Annotated in this window: 23 protein-coding genes; 15 read left to right on the plus strand and 8 right to left on the minus strand. The window is 65.4% G+C overall.

What is annotated here, in order from left to right:
* The first annotated feature begins 164 nt into the window (after window positions 1–164).
* A complete protein-coding gene (locus ASG11_RS06735; protein ID WP_082472635.1) occupies window positions 165–1220 on the plus strand; it encodes a mannose-1-phosphate guanylyltransferase/mannose-6-phosphate isomerase in 1056 nt (351 codons plus the stop codon).
* Between the two features lie 164 nt (window positions 1221–1384).
* Window positions 1385–1894 carry a hypothetical protein gene (locus ASG11_RS06740; protein WP_156363681.1) on the plus strand — a complete coding sequence of 170 codons (510 nt, stop codon included), beginning with the start codon at window positions 1385–1387 and terminating at the stop codon, window positions 1892–1894.
* 45 nt (window positions 1895–1939) lie between these two features.
* Here ASG11_RS06740 and pepF read toward each other — a convergent pair whose 3' ends face one another.
* From pepF to ASG11_RS06760, 4 genes are all read right to left on the minus strand, one after another.
* The gene (pepF, locus tag ASG11_RS06745) at window positions 1940–3808 is read right to left on the minus strand and encodes an oligoendopeptidase F (RefSeq protein WP_055776844.1); all 1869 of its coding nucleotides are present in this window, start codon (window positions 3806–3808) and stop codon (window positions 1940–1942) included.
* A gap of 243 nt (window positions 3809–4051) precedes the next feature.
* Window positions 4052–5404 carry a dihydrolipoamide acetyltransferase family protein gene (locus ASG11_RS06750; protein ID WP_055776847.1) on the minus strand — a complete coding sequence of 451 codons (1353 nt, stop codon included), beginning with the start codon at window positions 5402–5404 and terminating at the stop codon, window positions 4052–4054.
* Between the two features lie 101 nt (window positions 5405–5505).
* Entirely contained in the window at window positions 5506–6510 is a 1005-nt protein-coding gene (locus tag ASG11_RS06755; RefSeq protein WP_055780440.1) for an alpha-ketoacid dehydrogenase subunit beta, read from the minus strand.
* A 59-nt stretch (window positions 6511–6569) separates the two neighbouring features.
* Window positions 6570–7859: a thiamine pyrophosphate-dependent enzyme gene (locus ASG11_RS06760; RefSeq protein ID WP_055776849.1), complete on the minus strand. Its 1290-nt coding sequence runs from the start codon at window positions 7857–7859 to the stop codon at window positions 6570–6572.
* Window positions 7860–8057: 198 nt separating this feature from the next.
* Between ASG11_RS06760 and ASG11_RS06765 the strand changes: the two genes are divergently transcribed.
* Complete coding sequence (locus tag ASG11_RS06765; protein WP_168371708.1) at window positions 8058–8276, plus strand: hypothetical protein; 219 nt, start codon at window positions 8058–8060, stop codon at window positions 8274–8276.
* A 137-nt stretch (window positions 8277–8413) separates the two neighbouring features.
* Here ASG11_RS06765 and ASG11_RS06770 read toward each other — a convergent pair whose 3' ends face one another.
* The gene (locus ASG11_RS06770; RefSeq protein ID WP_055776856.1) at window positions 8414–9418 is read right to left on the minus strand and encodes a fumarylacetoacetate hydrolase family protein; all 1005 of its coding nucleotides are present in this window, start codon (window positions 9416–9418) and stop codon (window positions 8414–8416) included.
* A gap of 127 nt (window positions 9419–9545) precedes the next feature.
* On the opposite strand from ASG11_RS06770, the gene ASG11_RS06775 reads away from it, so the two are divergent.
* The 4 genes from ASG11_RS06775 to ASG11_RS06790 all read left to right on the plus strand — a co-directional run bounded on the left by ASG11_RS06775 (window position 9546) and on the right by ASG11_RS06790 (window position 13536).
* Complete coding sequence (locus ASG11_RS06775; protein WP_055776859.1) at window positions 9546–10703, plus strand: acyl-CoA dehydrogenase family protein; 1158 nt, start codon at window positions 9546–9548, stop codon at window positions 10701–10703.
* Between the two features lie 116 nt (window positions 10704–10819).
* Window positions 10820–11659, plus strand: coding sequence for a CDP-alcohol phosphatidyltransferase family protein (locus tag ASG11_RS06780; RefSeq protein ID WP_055776863.1), 840 nt, complete (start codon window positions 10820–10822; stop codon window positions 11657–11659).
* A gap of 66 nt (window positions 11660–11725) precedes the next feature.
* Window positions 11726–12820 (plus strand): inositol-3-phosphate synthase, encoded by a 1095-nt coding sequence (locus ASG11_RS06785; RefSeq protein WP_055776866.1) that lies wholly within the window; start codon window positions 11726–11728, stop codon window positions 12818–12820.
* 2 nt (window positions 12821–12822) lie between these two features.
* Complete coding sequence (locus ASG11_RS06790) at window positions 12823–13536, plus strand: phosphocholine cytidylyltransferase family protein (protein ID WP_236697406.1); 714 nt, start codon at window positions 12823–12825, stop codon at window positions 13534–13536.
* A gap of 44 nt (window positions 13537–13580) precedes the next feature.
* Here the strand turns inward: ASG11_RS06790 and ASG11_RS06795 are convergent, their stop codons facing one another.
* Window positions 13581–13931: a response regulator gene (locus tag ASG11_RS06795; RefSeq protein WP_055776869.1), complete on the minus strand. Its 351-nt coding sequence runs from the start codon at window positions 13929–13931 to the stop codon at window positions 13581–13583.
* A gap of 190 nt (window positions 13932–14121) precedes the next feature.
* On the opposite strand from ASG11_RS06795, the gene ASG11_RS06800 reads away from it, so the two are divergent.
* The 8 genes from ASG11_RS06800 (at window position 14122) to ASG11_RS06835 (ending at window position 22527) form a co-directional block, all read left to right on the plus strand.
* Window positions 14122–15534 (plus strand): amidohydrolase, encoded by a 1413-nt coding sequence (locus tag ASG11_RS06800; RefSeq protein ID WP_055776872.1) that lies wholly within the window; start codon window positions 14122–14124, stop codon window positions 15532–15534.
* Window positions 15531–16844: an amidohydrolase family protein gene (locus ASG11_RS06805; protein WP_055776875.1), complete on the plus strand. Its 1314-nt coding sequence runs from the start codon at window positions 15531–15533 to the stop codon at window positions 16842–16844. The genes ASG11_RS06800 and ASG11_RS06805 overlap by 4 nt, the downstream gene beginning before the upstream one ends.
* 181 nt (window positions 16845–17025) lie before the next feature.
* Window positions 17026–17694, plus strand: coding sequence for a pyrimidine 5'-nucleotidase (locus ASG11_RS06810; RefSeq protein ID WP_055776878.1), 669 nt, complete (start codon window positions 17026–17028; stop codon window positions 17692–17694).
* Window positions 17691–18515, plus strand: coding sequence for a 2,3,4,5-tetrahydropyridine-2,6-dicarboxylate N-succinyltransferase (dapD, locus tag ASG11_RS06815; RefSeq protein ID WP_236697408.1), 825 nt, complete (start codon window positions 17691–17693; stop codon window positions 18513–18515). Before ASG11_RS06810 ends, dapD begins: the two co-directional genes overlap by 4 nt.
* A 73-nt stretch (window positions 18516–18588) precedes the next feature.
* Complete coding sequence (gene glpX, locus ASG11_RS06820) at window positions 18589–19557, plus strand: class II fructose-bisphosphatase (RefSeq protein ID WP_055776882.1); 969 nt, start codon at window positions 18589–18591, stop codon at window positions 19555–19557.
* Between the two features lie 246 nt (window positions 19558–19803).
* Window positions 19804–20091 (plus strand): hypothetical protein, encoded by a 288-nt coding sequence (locus ASG11_RS06825; protein WP_055776885.1) that lies wholly within the window; start codon window positions 19804–19806, stop codon window positions 20089–20091.
* A gap of 88 nt (window positions 20092–20179) precedes the next feature.
* Window positions 20180–20443 carry a hypothetical protein gene (locus ASG11_RS06830; protein WP_055776888.1) on the plus strand — a complete coding sequence of 88 codons (264 nt, stop codon included), beginning with the start codon at window positions 20180–20182 and terminating at the stop codon, window positions 20441–20443.
* A gap of 239 nt (window positions 20444–20682) precedes the next feature.
* Window positions 20683–22527 carry a CocE/NonD family hydrolase gene (locus tag ASG11_RS06835; RefSeq protein WP_055776891.1) on the plus strand — a complete coding sequence of 615 codons (1845 nt, stop codon included), beginning with the start codon at window positions 20683–20685 and terminating at the stop codon, window positions 22525–22527.
* On the opposite strand, the gene ASG11_RS06840 is transcribed toward ASG11_RS06835, so the two are convergent.
* Entirely contained in the window at window positions 22524–23300 is a 777-nt protein-coding gene (locus ASG11_RS06840; RefSeq protein ID WP_055776894.1) for an ABC transporter permease, read from the minus strand. The genes ASG11_RS06835 and ASG11_RS06840 overlap by 4 nt on opposite strands.
* Window positions 23297–24226 carry an ABC transporter ATP-binding protein gene (locus ASG11_RS06845; protein WP_055776897.1) on the minus strand — a complete coding sequence of 310 codons (930 nt, stop codon included), beginning with the start codon at window positions 24224–24226 and terminating at the stop codon, window positions 23297–23299. The genes ASG11_RS06840 and ASG11_RS06845 overlap by 4 nt, the downstream gene beginning before the upstream one ends.
* Between the last annotated feature and the right edge of the window lie 29 nt (window positions 24227–24255).

The raw sequence follows: 24255 nt of genomic DNA on the forward strand, positions 1-24255 counted from the left end.
GGTCCGGGGTGACGGTGGGTGGAAAGCAAAATGCCTTCCAACGGCTGAATGTCGATCGGCCCTCGGAGAGGAGCAAACCTTGAACGGGCCGGATCGTTCTTGATCGAGAGCAGTTTCGCAATCGGATACCGTCGCCTACAGACGACCCAACAGGAGGATTCCCTATGCCGCTTTCCCGACCGATCGTTCCCGTCATTCTGTCGGGCGGATCGGGCACGCGGTTATGGCCGATGTCGCGGCCCGAACGGCCCAAGCAGATGCTGGCCCTGACCGCCGAGGAAACGATGCTGCAACTGACGGCGACGCGGGCGACTGGCGAGCGCTTCGCCGCGCCGATCGTCGTCGCCAATGCGCGCCATGCCGACATGATCGACGAGCAGCTCGGCGCGGTTGCGGCGGGCGCGCAGGCCGTGATCCTGGAGCCGGCCGGACGCAACACCGCACCGGCGATCGCACTCGCCGCCATCGCCGCCGGAAGCGGCCCGGACGTGCTGCTGGTGATGCCGTCCGATCACGTGATCGACGATGTCCCCGCCTTCCACGCCGCGATCCATGCCGCGATGCCGATGGTCGAGGATGGCTGGCTGGCGACGTTCGGTATCGCGCCCGATGCCCCCGAAACCGGCTACGGCTACATCCAGGTCGGCGAGCAGATTGCGCCCGGGGTCAACCGCGTCGTCCGCTTCGTCGAGAAGCCGCCACGCGACAAGGCGGAGGCGATGGTCGCGGGCGGCGACCATGCCTGGAACGGCGGGATCTTCCTGTTCCGCGCCGATGCCTATCTCGGCGCGCTGGCACTGCATGCGCCCGACATGCTGCAGGCGTGCGAAACGGCGATGGCCAAGGCGCGGCACGAGGGGCGGCGGGTATTCCCGGATGCCGAGGCGTTCGCCGCCTCGCCGTCGGACTCGATCGATTACGCGGTGATGGAAAAGGCCGGGCAGGTCGCGGTGGTGCCGGTCAGCATGGGCTGGAGCGATCTGGGCAGCTGGGATGCGCTGCATGCGATCAGCCCGCGCGACGATAACGGCAACGCGCATCGCGGTGACGTGGTCGCGATCGATACGGTCAATTGCCTCGTGCGCAGCGACGGCGTGCGCATCGCGATGGTCGGTGTCGAGGATCTGATCGTCGTGGCGAGCGGCAACGACATCCTCATCCTGCCGCGCGGTCGCAGCCAGGAGGTCAAGAAACTGATCGAAGCGATGAAAGACGGCTAACGCGTTGAAAAATATCGGAAAGACGGCGTACTTGCTATTTTAAGGAATGTTATTCATTCTCACCCGAGTACCTTGGCACTCGAATGTTCGTGCGTGGACTCCACGCCACTGCCAGGATTTCCGGGTATGTCGTGTTGGGCGTGGGGACGGTTATGCTGGATAAGATGCGGATTCTGATCGTCGAGGACGAGCCGATGACCGGCATGGACCTCGCTCACCATATCGAAAGCCTGAACGGCACGGTGGTCGGTCCGTTCGGGTCGGTCGCCGAGGCGATGGAGACCCTGGTCGATACCGTGGTCGACGGCGCGGTGCTCGACGGCCAGTTGATCGATCGCGACGTGACCCCGGTCGCGCGGCATCTGTTCGACCACAATACGCCGTTCGTGATGTTCACCGGCAACCGGCTGCCGGACGAGATGCTGAGCGACGATCGCGACATTCCGGTGATGAGCAAGCCGGCTTCGCCCGCAATGGTATTGCAGCGCCTGATCAGCGAGATGTCGATCCGCCGCAGCAGCGACATGGACAAATATGAACAGGTCAAGGTGATGCTCGACGCCTCGATCGCGCTGATGGACCGGATCGGCGACGGCCTGATCGGCGCGCACCTGGCGCTGCCGCTCGAACTGATCGAGGATCGGCTGAACACGGTGACGCAAGAGGCGGCGTAGGTTTCACCTTCGCCGCGACCGCAGGGTCAGGCGGCGTCCGCCGACCTATCGCATCAGCGCTTCGCACTGGTCCAGCGTATCCTTGAACGTCGCGACGATCGCCCGGTACGGGGTGGCGCTCGTCATATCCAGGCCGGCGCGCTTCAGGATGTCGACCGGATGGTCCGATCCGCCGGCCTTCAGCACGCCAAGATAATTGTCGCGCTCCTTCGCTCCGCCCTTCAAAATCTCGCGCGCGAAATAGGACGCGGCGGAAACGCACGTCGCATATTGATAGACGTAGAAGCTGTTGTAGAAATGCGGGATATAGGCCCATTCCGCGCCATAGCCGTCGGCCACGGCGACCTTCGGCCCGTGATATCGGCGCAGCAGATCGAGGTAGATCCTGCTCAGGCTCTCGCCCGACAAACCTTCGCCCGCTTCCGCCTTGTCGTGCACGGCAAGTTCGAATTCGGCGAGCATCGTCTGGCGGAAATAGGTGCCGCGAATGCTTTCGAGTTGCTGGCCAAGGTAGAAAAGCTTCTCCGCCTTGCTCTTCGCATTAGCGACCATATAGGCGGAAAGCAGCAGTTCGTTGCAGGTCGAGGCGATCTCGGCGAGGAAGATCGGATAGTCCGACTTGTCGTAGACCTGGTTCCGGTTGGCGAGCAGGCTGTGCATCGCATGGCCCCATTCGTGCGCGTAGGTTGTGAGCCCCTCATAATTCTCGCCGACGTTGAGCAGCAGATAGGGGTGCACGTCGTACGCCGCTCCGGGATTCATGTACGCGCCCGATTTCTTGCCGGGGCGGGGCAGCGGATCCACCCATTTCGCCGCCGACGCCGTGGCGAAGATGCCGCCATATTCCGGACCGAGCGGTTTCAGCGCGGCGATCGTGATGTCGCGCATCTCCGCGATCGTCACGGTCTTGTCGAGCGCGACGAGCGGCGGATAGAGATCGTAATAGGCCATATCGGGCAGTTTCAGCAGCCGACGGCGCAGTTCGAAATAGCGGTGAAGCTGCGGCAGACCGGCGTTCGTCTCACGCACCAGGCTGCGATACACCGCCTCCGGCACGTTGTTTCCCGACAGCGCCATGGCAAGCGAGGTGGGATATTTCCGAGCCTTCTTGGCGAACACGTCGGCCTTCACATGGCTAAGATAGGCGGCGCCGAGCGAACTCTGGAACTTGCCGTATTCCGCCCAGAAGGTGTCGAACACCAGCTTGCGATCGGCCCGGACCGGCGCGTCGCGATTGAGCGTATAGGCCTGGTCGTTCAGCCGCACCGTCTTGCCGGTCGACAGCGTGACGCTCGGCCAGGGGATGTCCGACGCGACGAGTTGCGAGCGGATGTCGCCCGGCCCGGAAAACGGCGCTGCGGTGCCGGCCAGCAGGGTCTCGCCCTCGGGCGACAGCGTGTGATCCGCCTGGCGCAGGACGTTGGCGAGGTAGAAATCGAACCGCTTCACGAGCACCGCATTGGCCGCGACGAAGCGATCGATCCTGGCCTTGCCCAGGGCAAGCAGTTCGGGGGAGATCCAGGACGTCGCCTCCGCGAACGCGGTGTACAGATCGATCGCCTGCGCCTGCTTTTCCTGATTGGCGGAAATGCGCACGTCGGCGTCGCTCTTCAGGCTGATATAGGTGTAAATTCGACCGATCGTGCGCCCGAGATCGGATTGCGCGACCAATGCGGCGGCCAGGGCATCGGCGCTCTGCCCGAGCGTGCCCTTGTACTTCGCCAGGCCCGGCACGGCGGCGAGCGCGGATTTGCGCGCGGCATCCCAGGCGGCATCGTCGGCGTAGAGATCGCGCAGATCCCATGCCGCCGCGTCCGGCGCGGACGCCTTGTCCTGCGCCCAGGCGGGCATCGCGGCGGCAAGCGTGGAAAAGGTCGCGGCGACCAGCGCCTCGCGGCGGTTCAGGGGAATCATGCTCGGCACCTCGAGACGGTGGATCGGGATGCCGCCAATGTGTCGCGCTTCATCCCCGAAGAAAAGGGGGATGTCGCAACCGATCCAAGTGCGCGGCTGTCCGGGGTGCGATGTGGCGATGGCGTATCGGGGTAAGGTCTTGTAATCGCAACGCCACCTAAACCGTTCGCCCTGAGCCTGTCGAAGGGGTGCGTTCGAGGCACGTGCTTCGACAGGCTCAGCACGAACGGTGAGGGGGAGGGCTCAATCCGCGAACAGCAGAACCGGCGTCTCGAGATACTTCTTGAGCGCCTGGACGTAGCTCGCCGCATCCCAGCCATCGACCACGCGGTGGTCGCAACTGATCGACAGGTTCATCAGCTTCGCGCGGCGGATTTCGTCGCCGTCGAAGACCGGGCGTTCGACGATCTTGTTCGGCCCGATGATCGCCACTTCCGGACGGTTGATCACCGGCGTCGTCGCGATCCCGCCGAGCGGCCCGAGCGACGTGATCGTCAGCGTCGAACCGCTCAGTTCGGCCGACGTCGCCTTGCCGGTACGCGCGGCTTCGGCAAGACGGCCGATCTCGGTGGCGAGCTGCCACACGTTGCGATCCTGCGCGTCGCGGATCACCGGCACCATCAGCCCGGCGTCGGTCTGCGTCGCCATGCCGAGATGCACCGCGCCGTAGCGGGTCACGACGCCCGCCTCGTCGTCGTACCGGGCGTTGATCATCGGGAAATCCGGGATCGCCTTGCAGATCGCGACGATCATCAGCGGCAGCATCGTCAGCTTCGGTCGCCCGCCGCGATTGGCGTTCAGGTCCGCACGCATGTCCTCCAGCGCGGTGACGTCGATTTCCTCGACATAGGTGAAGTGCGGGATCGCGCGCTTCGATGCGGCCATGTTCTCGGCGATGCGGCGGCGCATGCCGATGACCTTGACCGGAACGTCGGCGCGCACGTTGCTGGCATGAGGGCGCTGATAGCCCTGGCCGCTGCCATAGCGCAGATAGGCGTCGAGATCCGAATGGCGGACGCGGTCGGTTTCGGTCTTCACCTGGGCGAGGTCGATGCCGAGATCCGCCGCGCGCGCGCGCACGGCGGGCGAGGCGAGGGCGTGCGACCTTTCTTCCCCCCTCCCGCTTGCGGGAGGGGTCGGGGGTGGGCTCGCGTCGTCCATGGGAGCTCCCGTTGAGGTCGGGAGCCCACCCCCAGCCCCTCCCGCAAGCGGGAGGGGAGCAGGTTGCGTTTCCACCCCCGGATTCTCCGCCTCGTACTGATCGGCCACCTCTTCCTGAGCGGGGCTGGCGGGAACGGCCTTCACCTCGGTCGTCACCGGCCCGAGCGCCGGCGCTTCCTCCGCCGAAACGTCGCCCTCGGTCTCGATCACCACCAGCGCCGCGCCGATCGACACCTGATCGCCGACCTCGCCGGCCAGTTCGACCACGATCCCCGAGACGGGCGATTCCATCTCGACCGTGGCCTTGTCGGTCATCATGTCGGCGATCTGCTGGTCTTCCTCGATCCGGTCGCCGACGGCGACGTGCCACGCGACGATCTCGGCCTCGGAAATGCCTTCGCCGATGTCGGGGAGTTTGAAGGTGAAGCGTGCCATGACTCTAGATCCGTTCGTTTCGAGCGAAGTCGAGAAACCTGTCTCAAGCCCCGTTTCTCGACTTCGCTCGAAACGAACGGGGGTGGGTATCGGCGAAGGCGCTAGTCCTTCATCACTTTCTTCAGGGCCTCGCCGATGCGGACGGGGCCGGGGAAATATGCCCATTCCAGGCTGTGCGGGTACGGGGTGTCGAAGCCGGTGACGCGCTCGATCGGCGCCTCCAGATGGTAGAAGCAGCGTTCCTGCACGATCGCCGACAGTTCCGCGCCGAAGCCGGAGGTGCGCGTCGCCTCGTGGATGATCATGCAGCGCCCGGTCTTCTTCACCGACGCCTCGATCGTGTCGATATCGAGCGGTACGAGCGTGCGCAGGTCGATGATCTCGGCGTCGATCCCGGCATCGGCGATCACCGCCTGCGCGACGTGCACCATCGTGCCGTAGGCGAGCACGGTCAGCGCCTCGCCGGCGCGCACGACCTTCGCCTTGCCGAGCTCGATCTTGTAATAGCCGGTCGGCACCTCGCCTGCCGGGTGCTTCGACCAGTTCTGCGCCGGCCGGTCCCAATATCCGTCGAACGGGCCGTTGTAGATGCGCTTGGGCTCGAAGAAGATCGTCGGATCGTTGTCCTCGATCGCCGCGATCAGCAGGCCCTTGGCGTCGTACGGTGTCGAGGGGATTACCGTCTTCACGCCCGAGACGTGGGTGAAGATGCCCTCGGGCGACTGGCTGTGCGTCTGCCCGCCGAAGATGCCGCCGCCGAACGGCGAGCGCACCGTCATCGGCGCGATGAACTCGCCGGCCGAGCGATAGCGCAGCCGCGCGGCTTCCGACACCAGCTGGTCGAGCGCGGGATAGATATAGTCCGCGAACTGGATCTCCGGCACCGGGCGCAGGCCGTAGGCCCCCATGCCGACGGCGACGCCGATGATGCCGCATTCGGTGATCGGCGTATCGAACACGCGCTGTTTGCCGTACTTCGCCTGCAGGCCGGCGGTCGCGCGGAACACGCCGCCGAAATAGCCGACATCCTCGCCCATCACGATCACGTCGGGATCGCGCGCCATCATCACGTCCATCGCGGAATTGATCGCCTGGATCATGTTCATGCGGGTGGTTTCGCCTTCAACGGCGATTGCGGTCTGTGTTTCGGTTTCGGTCATGTCGCTCACGATTTCCGCGCCCACGGACGGCCGGACGCCGTCTCTTCCGCCAGCATCTGCGCCTGCTGTTCCCTCAGATGCCAGGGCAGTTCCTCGAACACGCCGTCGAACAGGGTGTCGAGCGGCTGGTGGAGGCCGTGGCCGAGGATGCCGTTCTTCTCGGCCTCCTTCTGCGCGCGCTTCACCTCTTCGGCGAGATCCTTGTCTTGCGCGACATGGCGCTCCTCGTCCCATTCGCCGATCGCGATCAGATGATCCTTGAGGCGGCGGATCGGATCGCCGAGCGGCCAGGCATTGGGTTCGCCTTCGGACCGATACTGGCCCGGATCGTCGGAGGTGGAATGGCCCTCGGCGCGGTAGGTGAAATGCTCGATCAGCGTCGGCCCCTGATTGGTCCGTGCACGCTCGGCGGCCCATGCGGTGGCGGCATAGACCGCGAGCGCATCGTTGCCGTCCACGCGCAGGCCGGCGATTCCATAGCCGACCGCGCGCGCCGCGAAGGTCGTCGATTCGGCGCCGGCGAAACCGGAGAAGGACGAGATCGCCCACTGGTTGTTGACGACGTTGAAGATCACCGGCGCACGGTACACGCTGGCGAAGGTGCAGGCGGAATGGAAGTCGCCCTCGGCGGTCGATCCTTCGCCGCACCATGTCGCGGCGATCCGCGTGTCGCCCTTGGCGGCGCTGGCCATCGCCCAGCCGACCGCCTGAGGATATTGCGTCGCGAGGTTGCCGGAGATCGAGAAGAAGCCCGCCTCGCGCACCGAATACATGATCGGCAATTGCTTGCCCTGAAGCCGGTCGGCCGAGTTCGAATAGATCTGGTTCATCATGTCGACCATCGACCAGCCGCGCGCGATGAGCAGGCCCTGCTGGCGATAGGACGGGAAGCACATATCCTCGTAATCGAGCGCGAACGCCGCCGACACCGCGACCGCCTCCTCGCCGGTGCACTTCATGTAGAAGCTGGTCTTGCCCTGGCGCTGGGCGCGGAACATGCGTTCGTCGAACGCGCGGACCAGCGCCATGCTGCGCAGCATCGAGCGCATCGTATCGGGCGAGAGGCGCGGGTTCCATGGCCCGACCGCCTGGTGATCGTCGTCCAGCACGCGCACGAGTTCGTAGGCGAGATCGATGAACGTCTCGGCCTTGTCGGCGGTGTCGGGACGGCGGGTCTCGCCGGCGGGGGGCAGGCGGACCGAGGTGAAGTCCACCGCGTCGCCGGGCCGGAACTTGGGTTCGGGCACGTAGAGCGATAGCGGCTGCAGATTGGCGCGGCGATCGTCGCTTGCCATGGTGTCTCCAATGTTGCCCCGAAGCCTCGCTGCGTGGGAACGCGCGGACTCGGTATTTCGAGCCTTGTTATAAAATTTCAACGGCAATGGCGAGAGGGGCTTTTCGCCGAGCCGGAAAATCGGATGTGCGGATCTGCACGTTTCGTTAACCAATCGGCCGCATCATGGCCGCGTCAGCAAAGGACGCACCCGATGTACATGGCCCCGATCACTGCCGCCAAAGCCCCCGTTTCCACCACGGCCCAGCGTTTGACCGGGCTGGTCGTCCTGCCGATCTCGGCAGTCGTCATGGTGCCGTTCCTGGCCGGGTACGCGGTCTATGCCGTCGTCGCGCTCGGCGCGCGCGGGTTGGTCAAGGCCCCGCACGCGCTGCTCGATATGGTCGATTATGCCGGGCAGGTCGCCCTGGGGCGCTGAGGTATCGCATTGTCATCCTGAACTCGTTTCAGGATCCAGGCGCGATCAACAGCCAAAAGGATGGTGTCAGTTTAGGCCGATGACCGCGCCTGGATGCTGAAACGAGTTCAGCATGACGTTTTGGAACTTGGTCCGCGCTAACCCCCCACCGTCTGTTCGATCGCGCCGAAGATCGGGTGATGCCTGTCGTCCTCCGCCCAGATGCGGATCGTGTCGCCGGCCTTCAAAAACGGCGTGACCGCCTTGCCGCCCTGGATGGTCTCCACGGTGCGCACCTCGGCCAGGCAGGAATAGCCGACGCCGCCCTCCGAGATCGGCTTGCCCGGGCCACCGTCCGCGCCGCGATTCGAAACCGTGCCCGACCCGACGATCGTGCCCGCGCCCAGCTTCCGGGTCTTCGCGGCGTGGGCGATCAGCGTGCCGAAATCGAACGTCATGTCCTCGCCTGCCTCGGCGCGACCGAAGGGCTGGCCGTTGAGATCGACCATCAGCTTGCGATGCAGCTTGCCGTCCCTCCACCAGTCGCCCAGCGCATCGGGCGTGACGAACACGGGCGAGAACGCGCTGGCCGGCTTGGACTGGAAGAACCCGAACCCCTTGGCGAGTTCGCCCGGGATCAGGTTGCGCAGCGAGACGTCGTTGGTCAGCCCGACCAGCCGCACCGCGTCGAGCGCTTCCTCGCGAGTCGCGCCGAGCGGCACGTCGCCGGTGACGACGACCACCTCGGCCTCGAGATCGCAGCCCCAGCTTTCGTCGACCAGCGGGATCGGATCGCGCGGGCCCAGGAAACCGTCGCTGCCGCCCTGGTACATCAGCGGATCGTGCCAGAACGTCTCGGGCATTTCCGCCGCGCGCGCCTGCCGGACCAGGGCGACGTGGTTCACATAGGCGGAGCCATCCGCCCATTGATAGGCGCGGGGCAGGGGGGCGGCGGCATCGTGTTCGTGGAAGCGTTCCAGCGGGATCGCGCTGTTGCGCACGTCGGTCGCCAGCACGATGAGGTCGGGCAGCACCCGATCCCAATCGTCGAGCGCCGCCTGCAGGGTCGGCGCGATATGTCCGGCGTCGGCATACCAGGCGAGATCGTCCGAGACGATGACGAGTTTGCCGTCGCGCCCACTCTTGAGACTGGCCAGTTTCATGCGCTCTCCTTTGTTCTGGGGCCGACCATAGACCGGCCCGTCGCCAGCGCGAAAGTGGGAATGGGTTGACGCTCGCGTAAACTGCCCGCACATCGGTGAAAACAAGTTGCAAGAGAGGACTTATCCCATGTCGTCGCTCGATACCGTTGCCGGACGCTTCGCCTATACCGAGGACCACGAGGCGTTTCGCCAGACCGTACGCGCGTTCCTGCAGAAGGAAGGCGTGCCCAATGTCGGGCGATGGGAGGAGGACCGCCTCGTCCCCAAGGATTTCTGGCGCAAGGCGGGCGAGATCGGGATGCTGTGTCCGACGGTGCCGGAGGCCTATGGCGGGCTGGGCCTCGATTTCGGCTATAACGCGATCGTCGACGAGGAGATGTCGTATAACGGCGTGCCGGCCGGCTTCTCGCTGCAATCGGACATCGTCAGCGGCTATATCGAACATTACGGATCGGAGGAGCAGAAGGCCGAATGGCTGCCGAGAATGGTGTCGGGCGACGTCATCACCGCGATCGCGATGACCGAGCCGGGCACGGGCAGCGATCTCCAGGCGATCCGCACGACCGCGAAGAAGGACGGCAACCATTACGTCATCAACGGATCGAAGACCTATATCACCAACGGCCAGAACACCGATCTGACCCTGGTCGTCGCCAAGACCGATCCGACCGCCGTTCCGGCGTGGAAGGGCATGTCGATCATCCTGGTCGAGAGCGATCGCGAAGGGTTCAAGAAGGGCCGCAAGCTCGACAAGATCGGGCAGGAGGCTGCCGACACGTCCGAACTGTTCTTCGAGGACGTGCGCGTGCCGATCACCAATTGTCTCGGTGAGGAGGGCAAGGGCTTCATCTACCTGATGAGCCAATTGCCGCAGGAGCGCCTGTCGATCGCGGTGTCGGTGATGGCGTCGAGCCAGAAGGCGTTCGACGAGACGGTCGAGTTCACCAAGACGCGCAAGGCGTTCGCCGGCATGGTCTTCGATTTCCAGAACACGCGCTTCGTGCTGGCCGACATCAAGGCCAAGCTGCAGGTCGGCTGGGCGCATCTCGACTGGGCGATCGCCCGCCATCTGAAGGGCGAGTTGACCAACGAGGAGGGCGCGGCCGCGAAATTGTGGCACACCGACCTGCAATGGGAGATCATGGACAAGTGCCTGCAATTGCATGGCGGCGCGGGGTACATGAACGAATATCCGATCGCCCGGGCCTGGCGCGCGGCGCGCGTGACGCGGATTTTCGGCGGAACCAACGAGATCATGAAGGAGTTGATCGGGCGCAGCCTGTGAAGGACGGCGGCGGTGCTCCATCCCCGGCACCGTCGCCTTCCGCCTGCCGTGCCCGGTTGCGGCTTGTCGCATCTTGCCTTGCATCGTCGCTTACGTGACGGCATTATGAACGCCTGATGAAACTTGCTCCGCCCGATGGCTCCCGAGACAGGCGGATAGAGGATCCAACCAATCTCTGGCTGATCCACCCCGCGTCGCGTTTTCTGTTGCCGCTGGCGTTGAAAGCCGGAATCTCCGCCAACGCAGTCTCGTGCATGGGCCTCCTGCTCGGGATCGGCGCGGCGATCGCCTATGCGCATTGGACCAGCCCCCTGGCGGTCGCGATCGGGCTGCTGCTGTCGATCGGCTGGCTGATTGCCGACGGGCTGGACGGCATGGTCGCGCGCGCGACTCGCACTGCGTCCGCGTTCGGGCGATTGCTCGACGGCGTCGTCGATCACGGCGTCTTCATCCTGATCTACGTCGTCCTGGCCACATCGATCGGTACGGTCGAGGGCTGGGCCTTGGCGCTGACGGCGGGCGCGGCGCATATCGGCCAGTCCAGCCTGTTCGAAGGCGAGCGCGCGCGCTTTCATCGCCGTGCCAAGGGGGATTGGGGCACCACGCCGCCGGCGCGCACCGGCGGGCTGCTCGAAAAGCTCTACGACGATATCTCGCGCGGGGTAAATCGTGCCGCCGATCCGTTCGATCGCGCGCTGGAGCACAGTCGCGATCCGCTGCGTTTCGGGCGCGAATATGCCGCCCGTGCCGTGGCTCCGATGAAGGTGATGGCGCTGGAAAGCGCCAATATGCGCGTATTGGCGATCTTCCTGGCCTGCATGGCCGGCAATCCGCGGCTGTTCTGGTGGTTCGAGATCGTGCCGCTGACCCTCTTGATCATTGCCACCCTTGTCTGGCATCGGCGCGTGGAAGCCGCCTTGGTGCATCCTGGCGGCGCGACATCCGTCAATACATGACTGCTTTTGGCGCTCCGCGCGCCGTTTCACACCACATCATTTGAGAATCGAAGGGCCCCTCCAACCATGAACACCATCAACGTCGCGGTGATCGGCATCGGCAATTGCGCCAGTTCGCTGATCCAGGGCCTGGCTTATTACCACAAGGGCCAGAACGACCATGTCGGCCTGATGCATTGGGATCTGGGCGGCTACAAGCCGAGCGACATCAAGGTGGTCGCGGCCTGGGACGTGGACGCGCGCAAGGTGGGCGTGGACGTGGCGGAGGCGATCTTCGCCAAGCCGAACTGCACCGCGGTCTTCTGTGCCGACGTGCCGGCGAGCGGCGTGACGGTCGCGATGGGCAACGTGCTGGACGGCGTCGCCGAGCATATGGCCGACTACAAGGACGACCGCACCTTCATCGTCGCCGATGTCGCGCAGCCGAGCAAGGCCGAGGTGGTCGCCGCGCTGAAGGCGAGCGGCGCGCACGTTTTGATGAACTACCTGCCGGTCGGCAGCCAGAAGGCGACCGAATTCTACGCCGAATGCGCGATCGAGGCCGGCGTCGCCTTCGTCAACAACATCCCCGTCTTCATCGCCAGCGACGAGGTCTGGGCCAAGAAGTTCACCGATGCCGGCGTCCCGATCGTCGGCGACGACATCAAGGCGCAGCTCGGCGCGACGATCGTCCACCGCGTGCTGACCGACCTGTTCGCCAAGCGCGGCGTGAAGCTGGAACGGACCTATCAGCTGAACACCGGCGGCAATACCGACTTCCTCAACATGTCGAACCATCGCCGCCTGGAATCGAAGAAGATCAGCAAGACCGAAGCGGTGCAGTCGGTCGCGGCCGAGCGTCTGACCGACGACAACGTGCATATCGGCCCCAGCGATTACGTGCCGTGGCAGAACGACAACAAGGTCTGCTTCCTGCGCATGGAAGGCACGATGTTCGGCGGCGTGCCGATGAACCTGGAAATGCGCCTGTCGGTCGAGGACAGCCCGAACTCGGCCGGCGTCGCGATCGACATGATCCGCTGCGCGAAGCTCGCCAGCGATCGCGGTCTGGCCGGTCCGGTGCATCCCGCCTCGGCCTATTTCTGCAAGCACCCGCCGATCCAGATGACCGACGATCTCGCGCAGATCGCGGTCGAAGACTTCATCGCCGCCGCCGCCTGAGCGTGGGCGCGATCGACACGGCGGTCCTGCTCGCGGCGGGCGCGGGAACGCGCCTGCGCGAGGCCGCCGAGTCGAAGCCGTTATGCGCGGTCGCGGGGAAGCCGCTGATCGATCATGCGATCGAACGGCTGGCCCGCGCGGGGATCTCGCGGGTGATCGTGACGACCGGCTACCGTGCCGAGGGACTCGAGGCGCATCTCGCCGCGCGCGACTGGCCGGTGACGGTCGAGACCGCGCGCACCGCCGACTGGCGCCAGCCCAACGGCGTGTCGGCGCTCGCCGCCGCACCGTTGCTGGGCGGAGCGGAGACGTTGCTGGCGATGTGCGATCATCTGGTCGAGCCGGCGCTGTATGCGCGGATGGCGGCGGCCGGGGCCGGCGCGGGCCTCAGGCTGGGCATCGACCGGCGGTTGGGGCATCCCTGGGTCGATCCGCTCGACGTGACCTTCGTGGCGACCGAGGGCGAACGCATCACGGCGATCGGCAAGGAGATGGCGCCGCACGATTGCTACGATACCGGCGTGTTCGCGGTGGGGCCGGCGTTCTTCGCCGCGCTGGCGGAGCTGGATGCGCCGTCGATCACCGAGGCGGTTCGGGCGCTGATCGTCCAGGGTACCGCCTTGACGGTGGATTGCAGCGATCTCGACTGGATCGACGTGGACGACCCCAAGGCCCTGGCGGCGGCGAATGCCTGGGCCGGGGCGCTGGTGGGCTGATCGGGCCTAGGCGCGCGGCAGCCGATCCAGCGAGCCGCCCGCGCTCAATGCGGGGCCACTGCCCGGAACGCCTCGCACAACGCGGAATTTCGCACCGGCTTGGCCAGGATCGGCGACGTGGCGGGACAGGGGATGCAGGCCCCCGGGGTCGCGGTGATGAAGATCACGGGGAGCGGCCCCAGTTCGCCGATGATGTCGGCGACGGCATCCGGCCCGGTACCTTCGCGCAACATCACGTCGGAGGTGATCACGTCGGGTCGCCGCAATCGGGCGGCGGTGACCGCTTCGGACCTAGTTTCGGCGAAGTCGAAGCTGGTCGCGCCGACGCCGGTCAGCACATCCTGCAGATCGAGCGCGATCAACGCCTCGTCTTCGATGATAAGTACATGACACACCTGGGAATACCTTTAACATAAATCAAACATCCGGCAGCAACAATCGGGCCCGGATGTTCGAACTTATTTTCGCAGGCCGTTGACACGGTGACGGCAGTGCCGGATTTCTCGCTCACCGGAAGCGATACGCGGCGGCGAGACAGGGGTGAGCATGGCAATCGGATTTCGGGCGAGCGGCTGGTCGTTTCGCATGGCGGGCGCCGTGGCGGCGCTGTCTCTGCTTTCCGCCTGCGCGACGGACGGGAAGGCCGAAGGCCCCAAGAGCGCCAGTTCGGGCAAGCAGGCCGGGCCGGGCGCGGGCAAGGGCTATGCCCACGATCCCTATCCCTCGACCTACAAGCCGTATCCCGGCGTGCCGACGCTGCTGACCAACGTCACGGTGTTCGATGGCGAGGGCGGCAGCATCACCGGCGGTTCCGTGCTGTTCGCCGACGGCAAGATCGTCGCGGTCGGGCAGAACCTGACCGCGCCGGCGGGGGCCAGGGTGATCGACGGCGCGGGCAAGGTCGTGACGCCGGGCATCATCGATATCCACAGCCATCTCGGCGACTATCCCTCGCCCGGCGTGCAGGCCAATTCGGACGGCAACGAGGCGACCGGCCCGATCACCGCCGACGTCTGGGCCGAGCACAGCGTGTGGCCGCAGGATCCGGGTTTCAGCCGCGCGCTCGTCAACGGCGGCGTGACCACGATCCAGATCCTGCCCGGCTCGGCGAACCTGATGGGCGGTCGATCGGTCGTGATCAAGAACGTCTATGCGCGGACCGAACAGGGCATGAAATTCCCCGGCGCGCCGTACGGCCTGAAGATGGCGTGCGGCGAGAACCCGAAGCGCGTCTATGGCAGCAAGGGCCGCCAGCCCTCGACCCGGATGGGCAATATCGCGGTCGATCGCCAGACCTGGGCCAAGGCGGTCGAGTACAAGCGCAAGTGGGACAAGTTCGAGAAGGACGGCGGCGAAGCGCCCGGCCGCGATATCGCGATGGACACGCTGCGCGGCGTGCTGTCGGGCGAGATCCTCGTCCAGAACCATTGCTACCGCGCCGACGAGATGGCCATCGTGCTCGATATGGCCAAGGAATTCGGCTATCATGTCGGCGCGTTCCACCACGCGGTCGAAGCATACAAGATCGCCGATCTATTGAAGGCAAACGGCACCTGCGCGGCGGTGTGGGCCGATTGGTGGGGCTTCAAGATGGAAAGCTACGACGCGATCAGCGAGAACCTCGCCTTGCTGCAGAATGCCGGCGCGTGCGCGATGATCCACAGCGATGACGAGAACGGCATCCAGCGGCTGAACCAGGAGGTCGCCAAGGCCTTGGCCGCCGGGCGGCGCGCGGGGATCCAGATTTCCGACGCGACGGCGTGGGAATGGCTGACGATCAACCCCGCCAGGGCGCTCGGCATCGCCGACAAGACCGGCAGCCTGAAGCCGGGCAAGATGGCGGACGTGGTGTTGTGGAACGGTAATCCGTTCAGCGTCTATTCGCGACCGGAAAAGGTCTGGATCGACGGGGCGATGCTCTACGATGCCGACAATCCGAAATTGCGGCCGGTCTCCGATTTCGAACTCGGCCAGCCCGGTGCGGGAGACACCAAATGAAGCGCTCCCTGCTGCTCGGCGCCTCCCTCCTGGGTCTCGCCCTCTTCGCCACGCCCGCTGCCGCGCAGTCGGTCGCGATCCTCAATGCCAAGCTGGTGATCGGTGACGGCTCCGCGCCGATCGACGGGGCCACGGTGGTGATCCGTGACGGCAAGGTGGTCGCCGCGGGCAGGGGCGTGGCCGTGCCCGCCAATGTCGAGACGGTCGATGCCGGTGGGCGCTTCGTGACGCCGGGCATCGTTGCCGGCTTTACGCGGATGGGGATCGTCGAGGTCGACGGAGTCGAACAGACCAACGATGCCGGGGCGGACAAGAGCCCGTTCCACGCCGCTCTCGATATCGCGCCGGCGGTCAATCCCAGGTCGAGTTCGATCCCGCTCAACCGTGCGGAAGGGATCACGCGGGCGATCGTCGCGCCGGACAATAACGGATCGATCTTCGCCGGCATGGGCGCGGTGATTGATCTCGGCGCGGATGCCCAGGCGGTGACCCGCCCGCGCGCGTTCCAGTTCATGGAATATGGCGAGAGCGGTGCACGCGCCGCCGGCGGCAGCCGCCCTGCGGCGATCGCGCAGTTCCGCAATGCGCTGGCGCAGGTGCGCGAGTATTCGCGCAACCCGAACGGATACAGCGACGTCGGCAAGGAGGCGTTGCTGACCCGAGCCGATGCCGAGGCTCTGGTGCCGGTGGTCGCGGGGCGCATGCCGTTGCTGGTACATGTCGAGCGCGCGTCGGACATTCTCGCGCTGATCGACCTGAAGCGCGAATTCCCGGCGCTGAAGCTGGTGTTCGTCGGTGCGGGCGAAGGCTGGACGGTCGCGGCGCAGATCGCAGCGGCTGGCATTCCGGTGATCGCCAGCGCGCTGATCGACCTTCCCGCGTCGTTCGAACAGCTTGCCTCGACCCAGTCTAACGTCGGGCGGATGAAGGCGGCGGGGGTCATGGTCGGGATCGGCATGATCAACGACAACGAGGCGCGGCAGGCGCGGCTGGAGAAGCAGTATGCCGGCAACCTCGTCGCGCTGACCAAGATTCCCGGCGCGACCGGCCTCGCCTGGGATGCCGCCTTTGCCGCAATCACCTCGGTCACGGCGGATGCGATCGGGATGGGCGGCGAGATCGGCAGCCTGCGCCCGGGGCGGCGAGGCGACGTGGTGATCTGGTCGAACGATCCGCTCGAACTCGATGCGGCGGCGCTGACGGTCTATATCGACGGGGTGAAGCAGCCGCTGACCACGCGGCAGGAATTGCTGCGCAACCGGTACATGCGGCCCGAGGAAGGGGCGTTGCCCAAGGCTTACGAGCGTTAAAGCTTCCTCCGTTCGTGCTGAGCTTGTCGAAGCACCGTTCTTTCTTCGTTCGGCATGCATGCGGCACGAACAAGGACAGCCCTTCGACAGGCTCAGGGCGAACGGGGGTGGGATATACTCCCGCAGCTCTTGATCACTCCACCTTGCCCGGCACGCTCCGTCCCCCTACAGCCGCGCGCAGATGGACCCGCGCCTTGCCCATATCCGCAACTGGATCTTCGATCTGGACAACACGCTGTATCCGGCGAACGCACGGCTGTTCGACCAGATCGATGCCAAGATGACGGCGTATCTCGCCGAGCGGCTGAACGTCGATCTCGTCGAGGCGCACCGCATCCAGAAGGGCTATTTCTACGCCCATGGCACTACCCTGGCCGGGATGATGGCCGATCACGACGTGGATCCGCACGAATTCCTCGCCTTCGTGCACGATATCGAGATGGACGTGCTGGAGGAAAACGCGCCGCTCGCCGCCGCGATCGCCCGGCTGCCGGGGCGCAAGATCGTCTTCACCAATGCCGATACGCCCTATGCGACGAAGGTGCTCGGCCGGCTCGGCCTCGGCGAAAGCTTCGAGGCGATCCACGACATCCATGCGATGGACCTCGCGCCCAAGCCGCAGGAATCGGCCTATGCCGGCCTGTGCGCGGCGTTCGATCTGGATCCGCACGCCTCGCTGTTTGCCGAGGATATGGCGCGCAATCTGAAACCCGCGAAGGCGATCGGCATGACCACGTTGTGGGTCGACAACGGCTCCGAACAGACGCCGGACGAAAGCCATGAGCATGTCGATTTCATCACCGACGACATCAGCCAATGGCTGCACATGATATTGGAGGCCGACAGTTGAGCCAGCAATTGCAGACGACGATCGACGCTGCGTGGGAAGACCGTGCGGATCTCGGGTTCCACACGATCGGTTCGGTCCGCGCGGCGGTGGATGCGGCGCTGGAACAGCTCGATTCGGGCGAGGCGCGCGTCGCCGAGCCGGACGGGCAGGGTGGCTGGACGGTCAATCAGTGGCTGAAGAAGGCGGTGCTGCTCAGCTTCCGCCTCAACGACAACGAGATCATTCCCGGCCCGGGTGCCGCGAACTGGTTCGACAAGGTGCCGTCGAAATTCGAAGGCTGGGGCGAGAACCGCTACCGCGAGGCGGGTTTCCGCAGCGTGCCGGGCAGCATCGTACGGCGCGGGGCCTATATCGCCAAGGGCGCGGTGCTGATGCCCAGCTTCGTCAATATCGGCGGCTATGTCGGCGAGAATTCGATGATCGACGCTTGGGCGACGGTCGGCTCCTGCGCGCAGATCGGTGCCAACGTGCACATCTCCGGCGGGGCGGGGATCGGCGGCGTGCTGGAGCCGCTCCAGGCCGATCCGGTCATCATCGGGGACGGCGCGTTCATCGGCGCGCGCAGCGAAGTGGCGGAGGGCGTGCGCGTCGGCGAGGGCGCGGTGCTATCGATGGGCGTCTATCTGGGTGCCAGCACGAAGATCGTCGATCGCGAGACCGGCGAGGTGTTCCGGGGCCATGTGCCGCCCTATTCGGTGGTCGTGCCCGGCGCGATGGGCGGCGGGGACGGCAAGCCCAGCCTGTATTGCGCGGTAATCGTCAAGCGCGTGGACGCGCAGACCCGCAGCAAGACCAGCATCAACGAATTGCTGCGGGACTGATCGGGCGATCGAACTTCTCGACACAGTAACACACGCCGCTTAACGACGGCGGAGACAAGAGGGGATTCTACACATGACCACTGCCGCCAGCCAGGTTCTCGACCGCGTTCTCGTCCTCGAAATGGTCCGCGTGACCGAGGCGGCGGCGGTCGCCGCGTCGAAGCTGGTCGGGCGCGGGGACGAGAAGGCGGCCGATGCCGCGGCGGTGGAGGCGATGCGCGAGGCGCTCAATTCGCTGTATATGGACGGCACGGTGGTGATCGGCGAGGGCGAGCGCGACGAGGCGCCGATGCTGTTCATCGGCGAGAAGGTCGGGTCCGCGATCGGCACCGGCCCGAAGATCGATATCGCGCTCGATCCGCTGGAGGGCACGACGATCTGCGCCACGGCGGGGCCGAACAGCCTGGCCGTGCTGGCGATCGCCGAGCAAGGCGGCCTGCTCAACGCACCCGACGTGTACATGGACAAGATCGCGGTCGGCCCGGGCTATCCCGAGGGCATCATCGATCTCGATCGGACGCCGAGCGAGAACGTCCGCGCGGTGGCGGCGGCCAAGGGCGTGGAGCCGGGCGAGATCATCGCCTGCGTGCTGGATCGCCCGCGGCACGAGAAGCTGATCGCGGAACTGCGCGCTCTGGGCGTCGGCATCATGCTGATCGGCGACGGCGACGTGGCGGGTGTGATCGCGACGACCAATCCCGACACCACGATCGACATCTATATGGGATCGGGCGGCGCGCCGGAGGGCGTGCTGGCGGCGGCGGCACTGCGCTGCGTCGGCGGGCAGTTCAAGGGCCGGTTGCTGTTCCGCAACGACGACGAACGCGCGCGTGCCGCGAAGTGGGGCGTGACCGATCTCGACAAGCAATACGACCTGACCGAACTGGCCAAGGGCGACTGCATCTTCGCCGCGACCGGCGTGACGGACGGCTCGCTGCTCGCCGGCGTGAAGCGCAAGGGCGGCACGATGACCACCGAGAGCGTGGTGATGCGCGCGAGTTCGGGCACGGTGCGCTGGGTCAAGGGCGAGCATCGGATCTGAGGTGGGTTCCGATCGGCTGAGGTCGGCGCAATTTCGATACGCACGGTCGCGAACGCGGCCGACGCGAAGCTGGGTGCGGATGGCCGGCGGCCGTTTGCGGGCGTCGCGTCGTGCGCGGCTGAAACGCCGCTACAGCGCACAAACGAAGGTATTTTTGTCCCGGGCGTGGAGCCTCGATCCTGACGAGGGGCGGAAAGCGATGCCCGTGCGTTGTGTCGGGCGAGCCTCACAACAGGACACCTCATTATGACCGACGCCGATCCGCGCGACGACCGCGACATCCCGCCCGACAATGGTGAACGACCGACATTCTCGACTTCCATAAGAAAGGGCTTGGGTGATGTCGGAACGGGCGACGGCTATTCCGGCCAGGAATATGACAGCGCCGGACAATCGGCATGGCGGGCCGAACAGCAGCGCAGGAACCTGCCCAAGAACGGCGGCGTGGCCGGAAGCGGCATCGGAGCCGGCGGCGGACAGAAAGGGGAGGATTACGACGTGGACAGTCCCGCCGGTGCCGAACCGGACGGCTGAGCTTCACGATCGCGCCGTCCATCGCCCGTGGCGGTCGCATTCGAGCATCCCTACCCGGCGCCCCCGACAGATACACAGGAACCTTGTCATGACCGATGCCAATGAGACCACCGATCAGTCCTTGCAGCCCGCTCCAAAAGGCTTGGCCGAGAATAGCCAGACGACGACGCAGCCTTCGCCCGAGCTTTCGACCGAGCATCAGAAGGAGGGCGATGCCCGCAGCCCCAGCGACACGCTGGATCGTGGGCAGGAGGGAACTCCCGGCGGGCAACCTGTGGAGGATGTCGCGGACCGGACGAATGTTAGCACGGTAAAGCCCGAGGATTATCCGCAGGATCGTCCAGACCGGTAACCCTCGGATATGCCGAGGTCGGATCGTCGGGCCTATGATAGCCAAAAGTTGCAAGGACTTCGAGAATCGGGCTGTCCCATACGGCCCGAATTCGGCACTCTGTCCTAATGTCCAACCATCTGCACCCCGCCGTCGCCCACGCTCCGCGCCACTTGCGCCTTGCGCGGTTCAACATATTCAACATTCGCGGTTACGCGGGGGCGGTATCGAGGTCGTCGGGCGCTTCGACATGTTCGACATTGGCCGGGGTCGCCGCGCTCGTTCTACTGGCGCTGCCGCTGTCGAGCGCCCGCCCGCAATCCGCCCCCGCGACGACGGCTACTGCATCCCCCTTCCTTTATGAGGAGGTGATGGTGCCGATGCGCGACGGAGCGAAGTTGCAGACCGTGATCATGCGCCCGCGCGATGCCAGGGGGGCGCTGCCGATCCTGCTCCAGCGCACGCCGTACGGCGTGCCCGGGGTGGCGCCTGCCACCATCCCGAAGAACTGGCAGACTCTGGCCGGCGACGGCTACGTCTTCGTGTTCCAGTCGATGCGCGGGCGCTTCAAGTCGGACGGGGTGTTCACCTTCTCGACCGCCGTGCATCCGAAGGATGCGACGGCGGTGGACGAGGCGACCGATGCCTATGACGCGGTCGACTGGCTGGTGAAGAACGTGAAACCGAACAACGGCAAGGTCGGGATGTGGGGCGTCTCCTATCCCGGCTTCGCCGCCGCCGTCGCGCTCGCCAAACCGCATCCCGCGCTGAAGGCGGTGTCCCCGCAGGCGGCGTGGAACGACTATTGGGTGAACGACGATCTGCACCGCAACGGCGCGCTGCGCCTGTCCTATGCGACGGACTGGCTCTACAGCCTGCAGGCGGACAAGACGCAGAACAAGGACGTCGCCTACGACACGGTCGACACCTATGCGTGGTTCCTGAAACAGGGGCCGGTCGAGACCATCGACAAGGTCCATTTCAAGGGCGCCTCGCCGATGTTCACGGCGCTGCTCGATCATCCCGATCACGATGCCTTCTATACCGACCAGCGCTGGACCGATGCGCTGGGCAAGACGACCGTGCCGACGCTGAACGTCGCCGGTTTCTGGGACCAGGAAGATCCGCTCGGATCGTGGAAAATCTACGCCAAGCAGCAGGAGAACGATCCGAACCACCTGAGCCTGATGGTCGCCGGGCCATGGGCGCATGGCGGTTGGCAGGGCGATACGTCGATGCTCGGCCGCGTGCCGCTGGGAGGCAATAGCGGGCAGGATTTCCGCGACCAGATCCAGGCGCCGTTCTTCCGCTACTGGCTGCATGGCACGGGCGAACGGCCCAACTTCCGCGCGCGCATGTTCGAATCCGGATCGAACGTGTGGAAGAGCTACACCTCCTGGCCGCCAAAGGAAGCGAAGGCGACCGATCTGTACCTGCAGGCGGACGGGTCCTTGTCGTTCACCGCGCCGGTTGGGGATGCGTGCCGCGATTACGTGTCCGACCCGGCCAATCCCGTACCGTTCCGCCCGCGGCCGATCTCGGCGACCTATCCGCGGCCCGAATGGCGTTGGTGGGAGGCGGAGGACCAGCGCTTCGTCGATCACCGGCCCGACGTGCTAAGCTATACGAGCGCGCCGCTGACGGAAGACCTGACCGTGGCGGGCAATATCGTGGCCAAGCTGATGGCCTCGACCAGCGGGACCGACAGCGATTTCGTCGTCAAGCTGATCGACGTGCTGCCCGACGATTATGCGCCGTTCGATCAGAAGGCACCTTTGGGGGCGTATCCGATGCAGTTGAACGGATACCAATTGCCGATCGCGATGGAGGTACGGCGCGGCAAGTTCCTGGCCAGCGATACCGCCCCGCAGCCACTGGTTCCGGGCAAGGTGACCGCGTGGGACGTGCCGTTACGCGATCATGATCACGTCTTCCTGAAGGGGCACCGCATCATGGTGCAGGTGCAATCCTCCTGGTTCCCGGTGATCGATCGCAACCCGCAGACTTTCGTGCCGAACATCGCGCGCGCCAAGGCCAGCGATTTCGTGAAGGCAACGCAGAAGGTGTGCGCGGGGTCGAAGGTGGTGCTGCCGGTGATCCGTTAGTTCTTCATGCGCCAGCCGGTGCGGAAGATCACCGCGATCACGGCAAGGCACAGCACCAGGAACAGCGCCGTCACGCCAAGGCTCAACCCCACGCTGACATCGCCCTTGTCGAAGAACGCCCAGCGGAAGCCGCTGACCAGGTAGACGACCGGATTGAACAGGCTGACCGTGCGCCACGGCTGGGGCAGCATGTCGATCGAATAGAAGGCACCGCCGAGAAAGGTCAGCGGGGTGATCAGCAGCGAGGGGATGAAGTTCAACTGTTCGAACCCCTTCGCCCAGACGCCGATGATGAAGCCGAACAGGCTGAACGCCACGCTGGTCAGCACCAGGAATGCCAGCATCGCCAGCGGATGCGCGATCGGCAGCGGCACGAACAGCATCGCGGTCGCCAGGATGATCAGGCCGAGGATCACCGACTTGGTCGCCGCCGCGCCGACATAGCCCAACACCATCTCCATCGCGGAGACGGGTGCGGAGAGCAGTTCGTAGATCGTGCCGGTGAATTTCGGGAAGTAGATGCCGATCGAGGCGTTGGAGATGCTCTGCGTCAACAGCGAGAGCATGATCAGGCCGGGCACGATGAAGCTGCCATAGCCGACGCCGTCCACCGTCTGCATGCGGCTGCCGATCGCGCCGCCGAACACGACGAAATAGAGCGACGTGGTGATGACCGGAGTCGCCACGCTCTGCCACAGCGTACGCAGCGCCCGCGCCATCTCGAAGCGGTAGATCGCCCAGATGCCGTGCGTGTTAAGTGCGGGCGTGCTCATGCGGCCTCTCCCGGTGCGGAGACGAGATCGACGAAGATGTCCTCCAGCGAACTGCGATACGTTTCCAGATCGGTGACGCCGATGCCGAGCGCGCCGAGTTTGGCGAGCAGCGCCGGGACGCCCTCGTCTTCGGAGACGAACACATAGCGCAGTTTCGTGCCGTCCTCCTCCAGCGTCAGATCCCAATCGGCAAGGTCTGCCGGAACCGCGCGCATCGGCTCGGCGAGCGTGACCAGGGCCTGCCGCTTGCCCAGCCGCTTCATGAGTTCGGTCTTCTCCTCGACCAGCATCAACTTGCCCTTGGCGATCACGCCGACGCGGTCGGCCATTTCCTCGGCCTCCTCGATATAATGCGTGGTCAGGATGATCGTTACGCCCTTGTCGCGCAGCTTGTGGATCAGCTTCCACATGTCGCGGCGCAGCGACACGTCCACGCCGGCGGTCGGTTCGTCGAGGAACAGGATATCGGGCTCGTGAGACAGCGCCTTGGCGATCAGCACGCGGCGTTTCATACCGCCGGAGAGTTCCATAATCTTGGAATCGCGCTTGTCCCATAGCGACAGGTCGCGAAGCACTTCCTCGATATAGGCGTCATGGCCCGATTTGCCGAACAGGCGCCGGCTGAACTTCACCGTTGCCAGCACCGTTTCGAACATGTCGACCGACAGTTCCTGCGGCACGAGGCCGACCAGACGGCGCGTGGTGCGATAGTCGCGGATCGCATCGTGGCCCATCACCGTGACGGTGCCGGACGACGGCGTGACGATACCGCAGACGATGCTGATCAACGTCGTCTTGCCCGCGCCGTTCGGGCCGAGCAACGCGAAGATCTCGCCCTTGGCGATATCGAGGTCGATCGGCGAAAGTGCGGTGGTGCCGGAGCCGTAGGTCTTCGAGACCCCGGCGATCGAAAGAATGGTGTTCAAGAGCGTCCCCTGTTCGGGACCAAAGGTAA

Source organism: Sphingomonas sp. Leaf357, assembly GCF_001423845.1.
In the GTDB taxonomy this organism is placed as follows: Bacteria; Pseudomonadota; Alphaproteobacteria; order Sphingomonadales; family Sphingomonadaceae; genus Sphingomonas.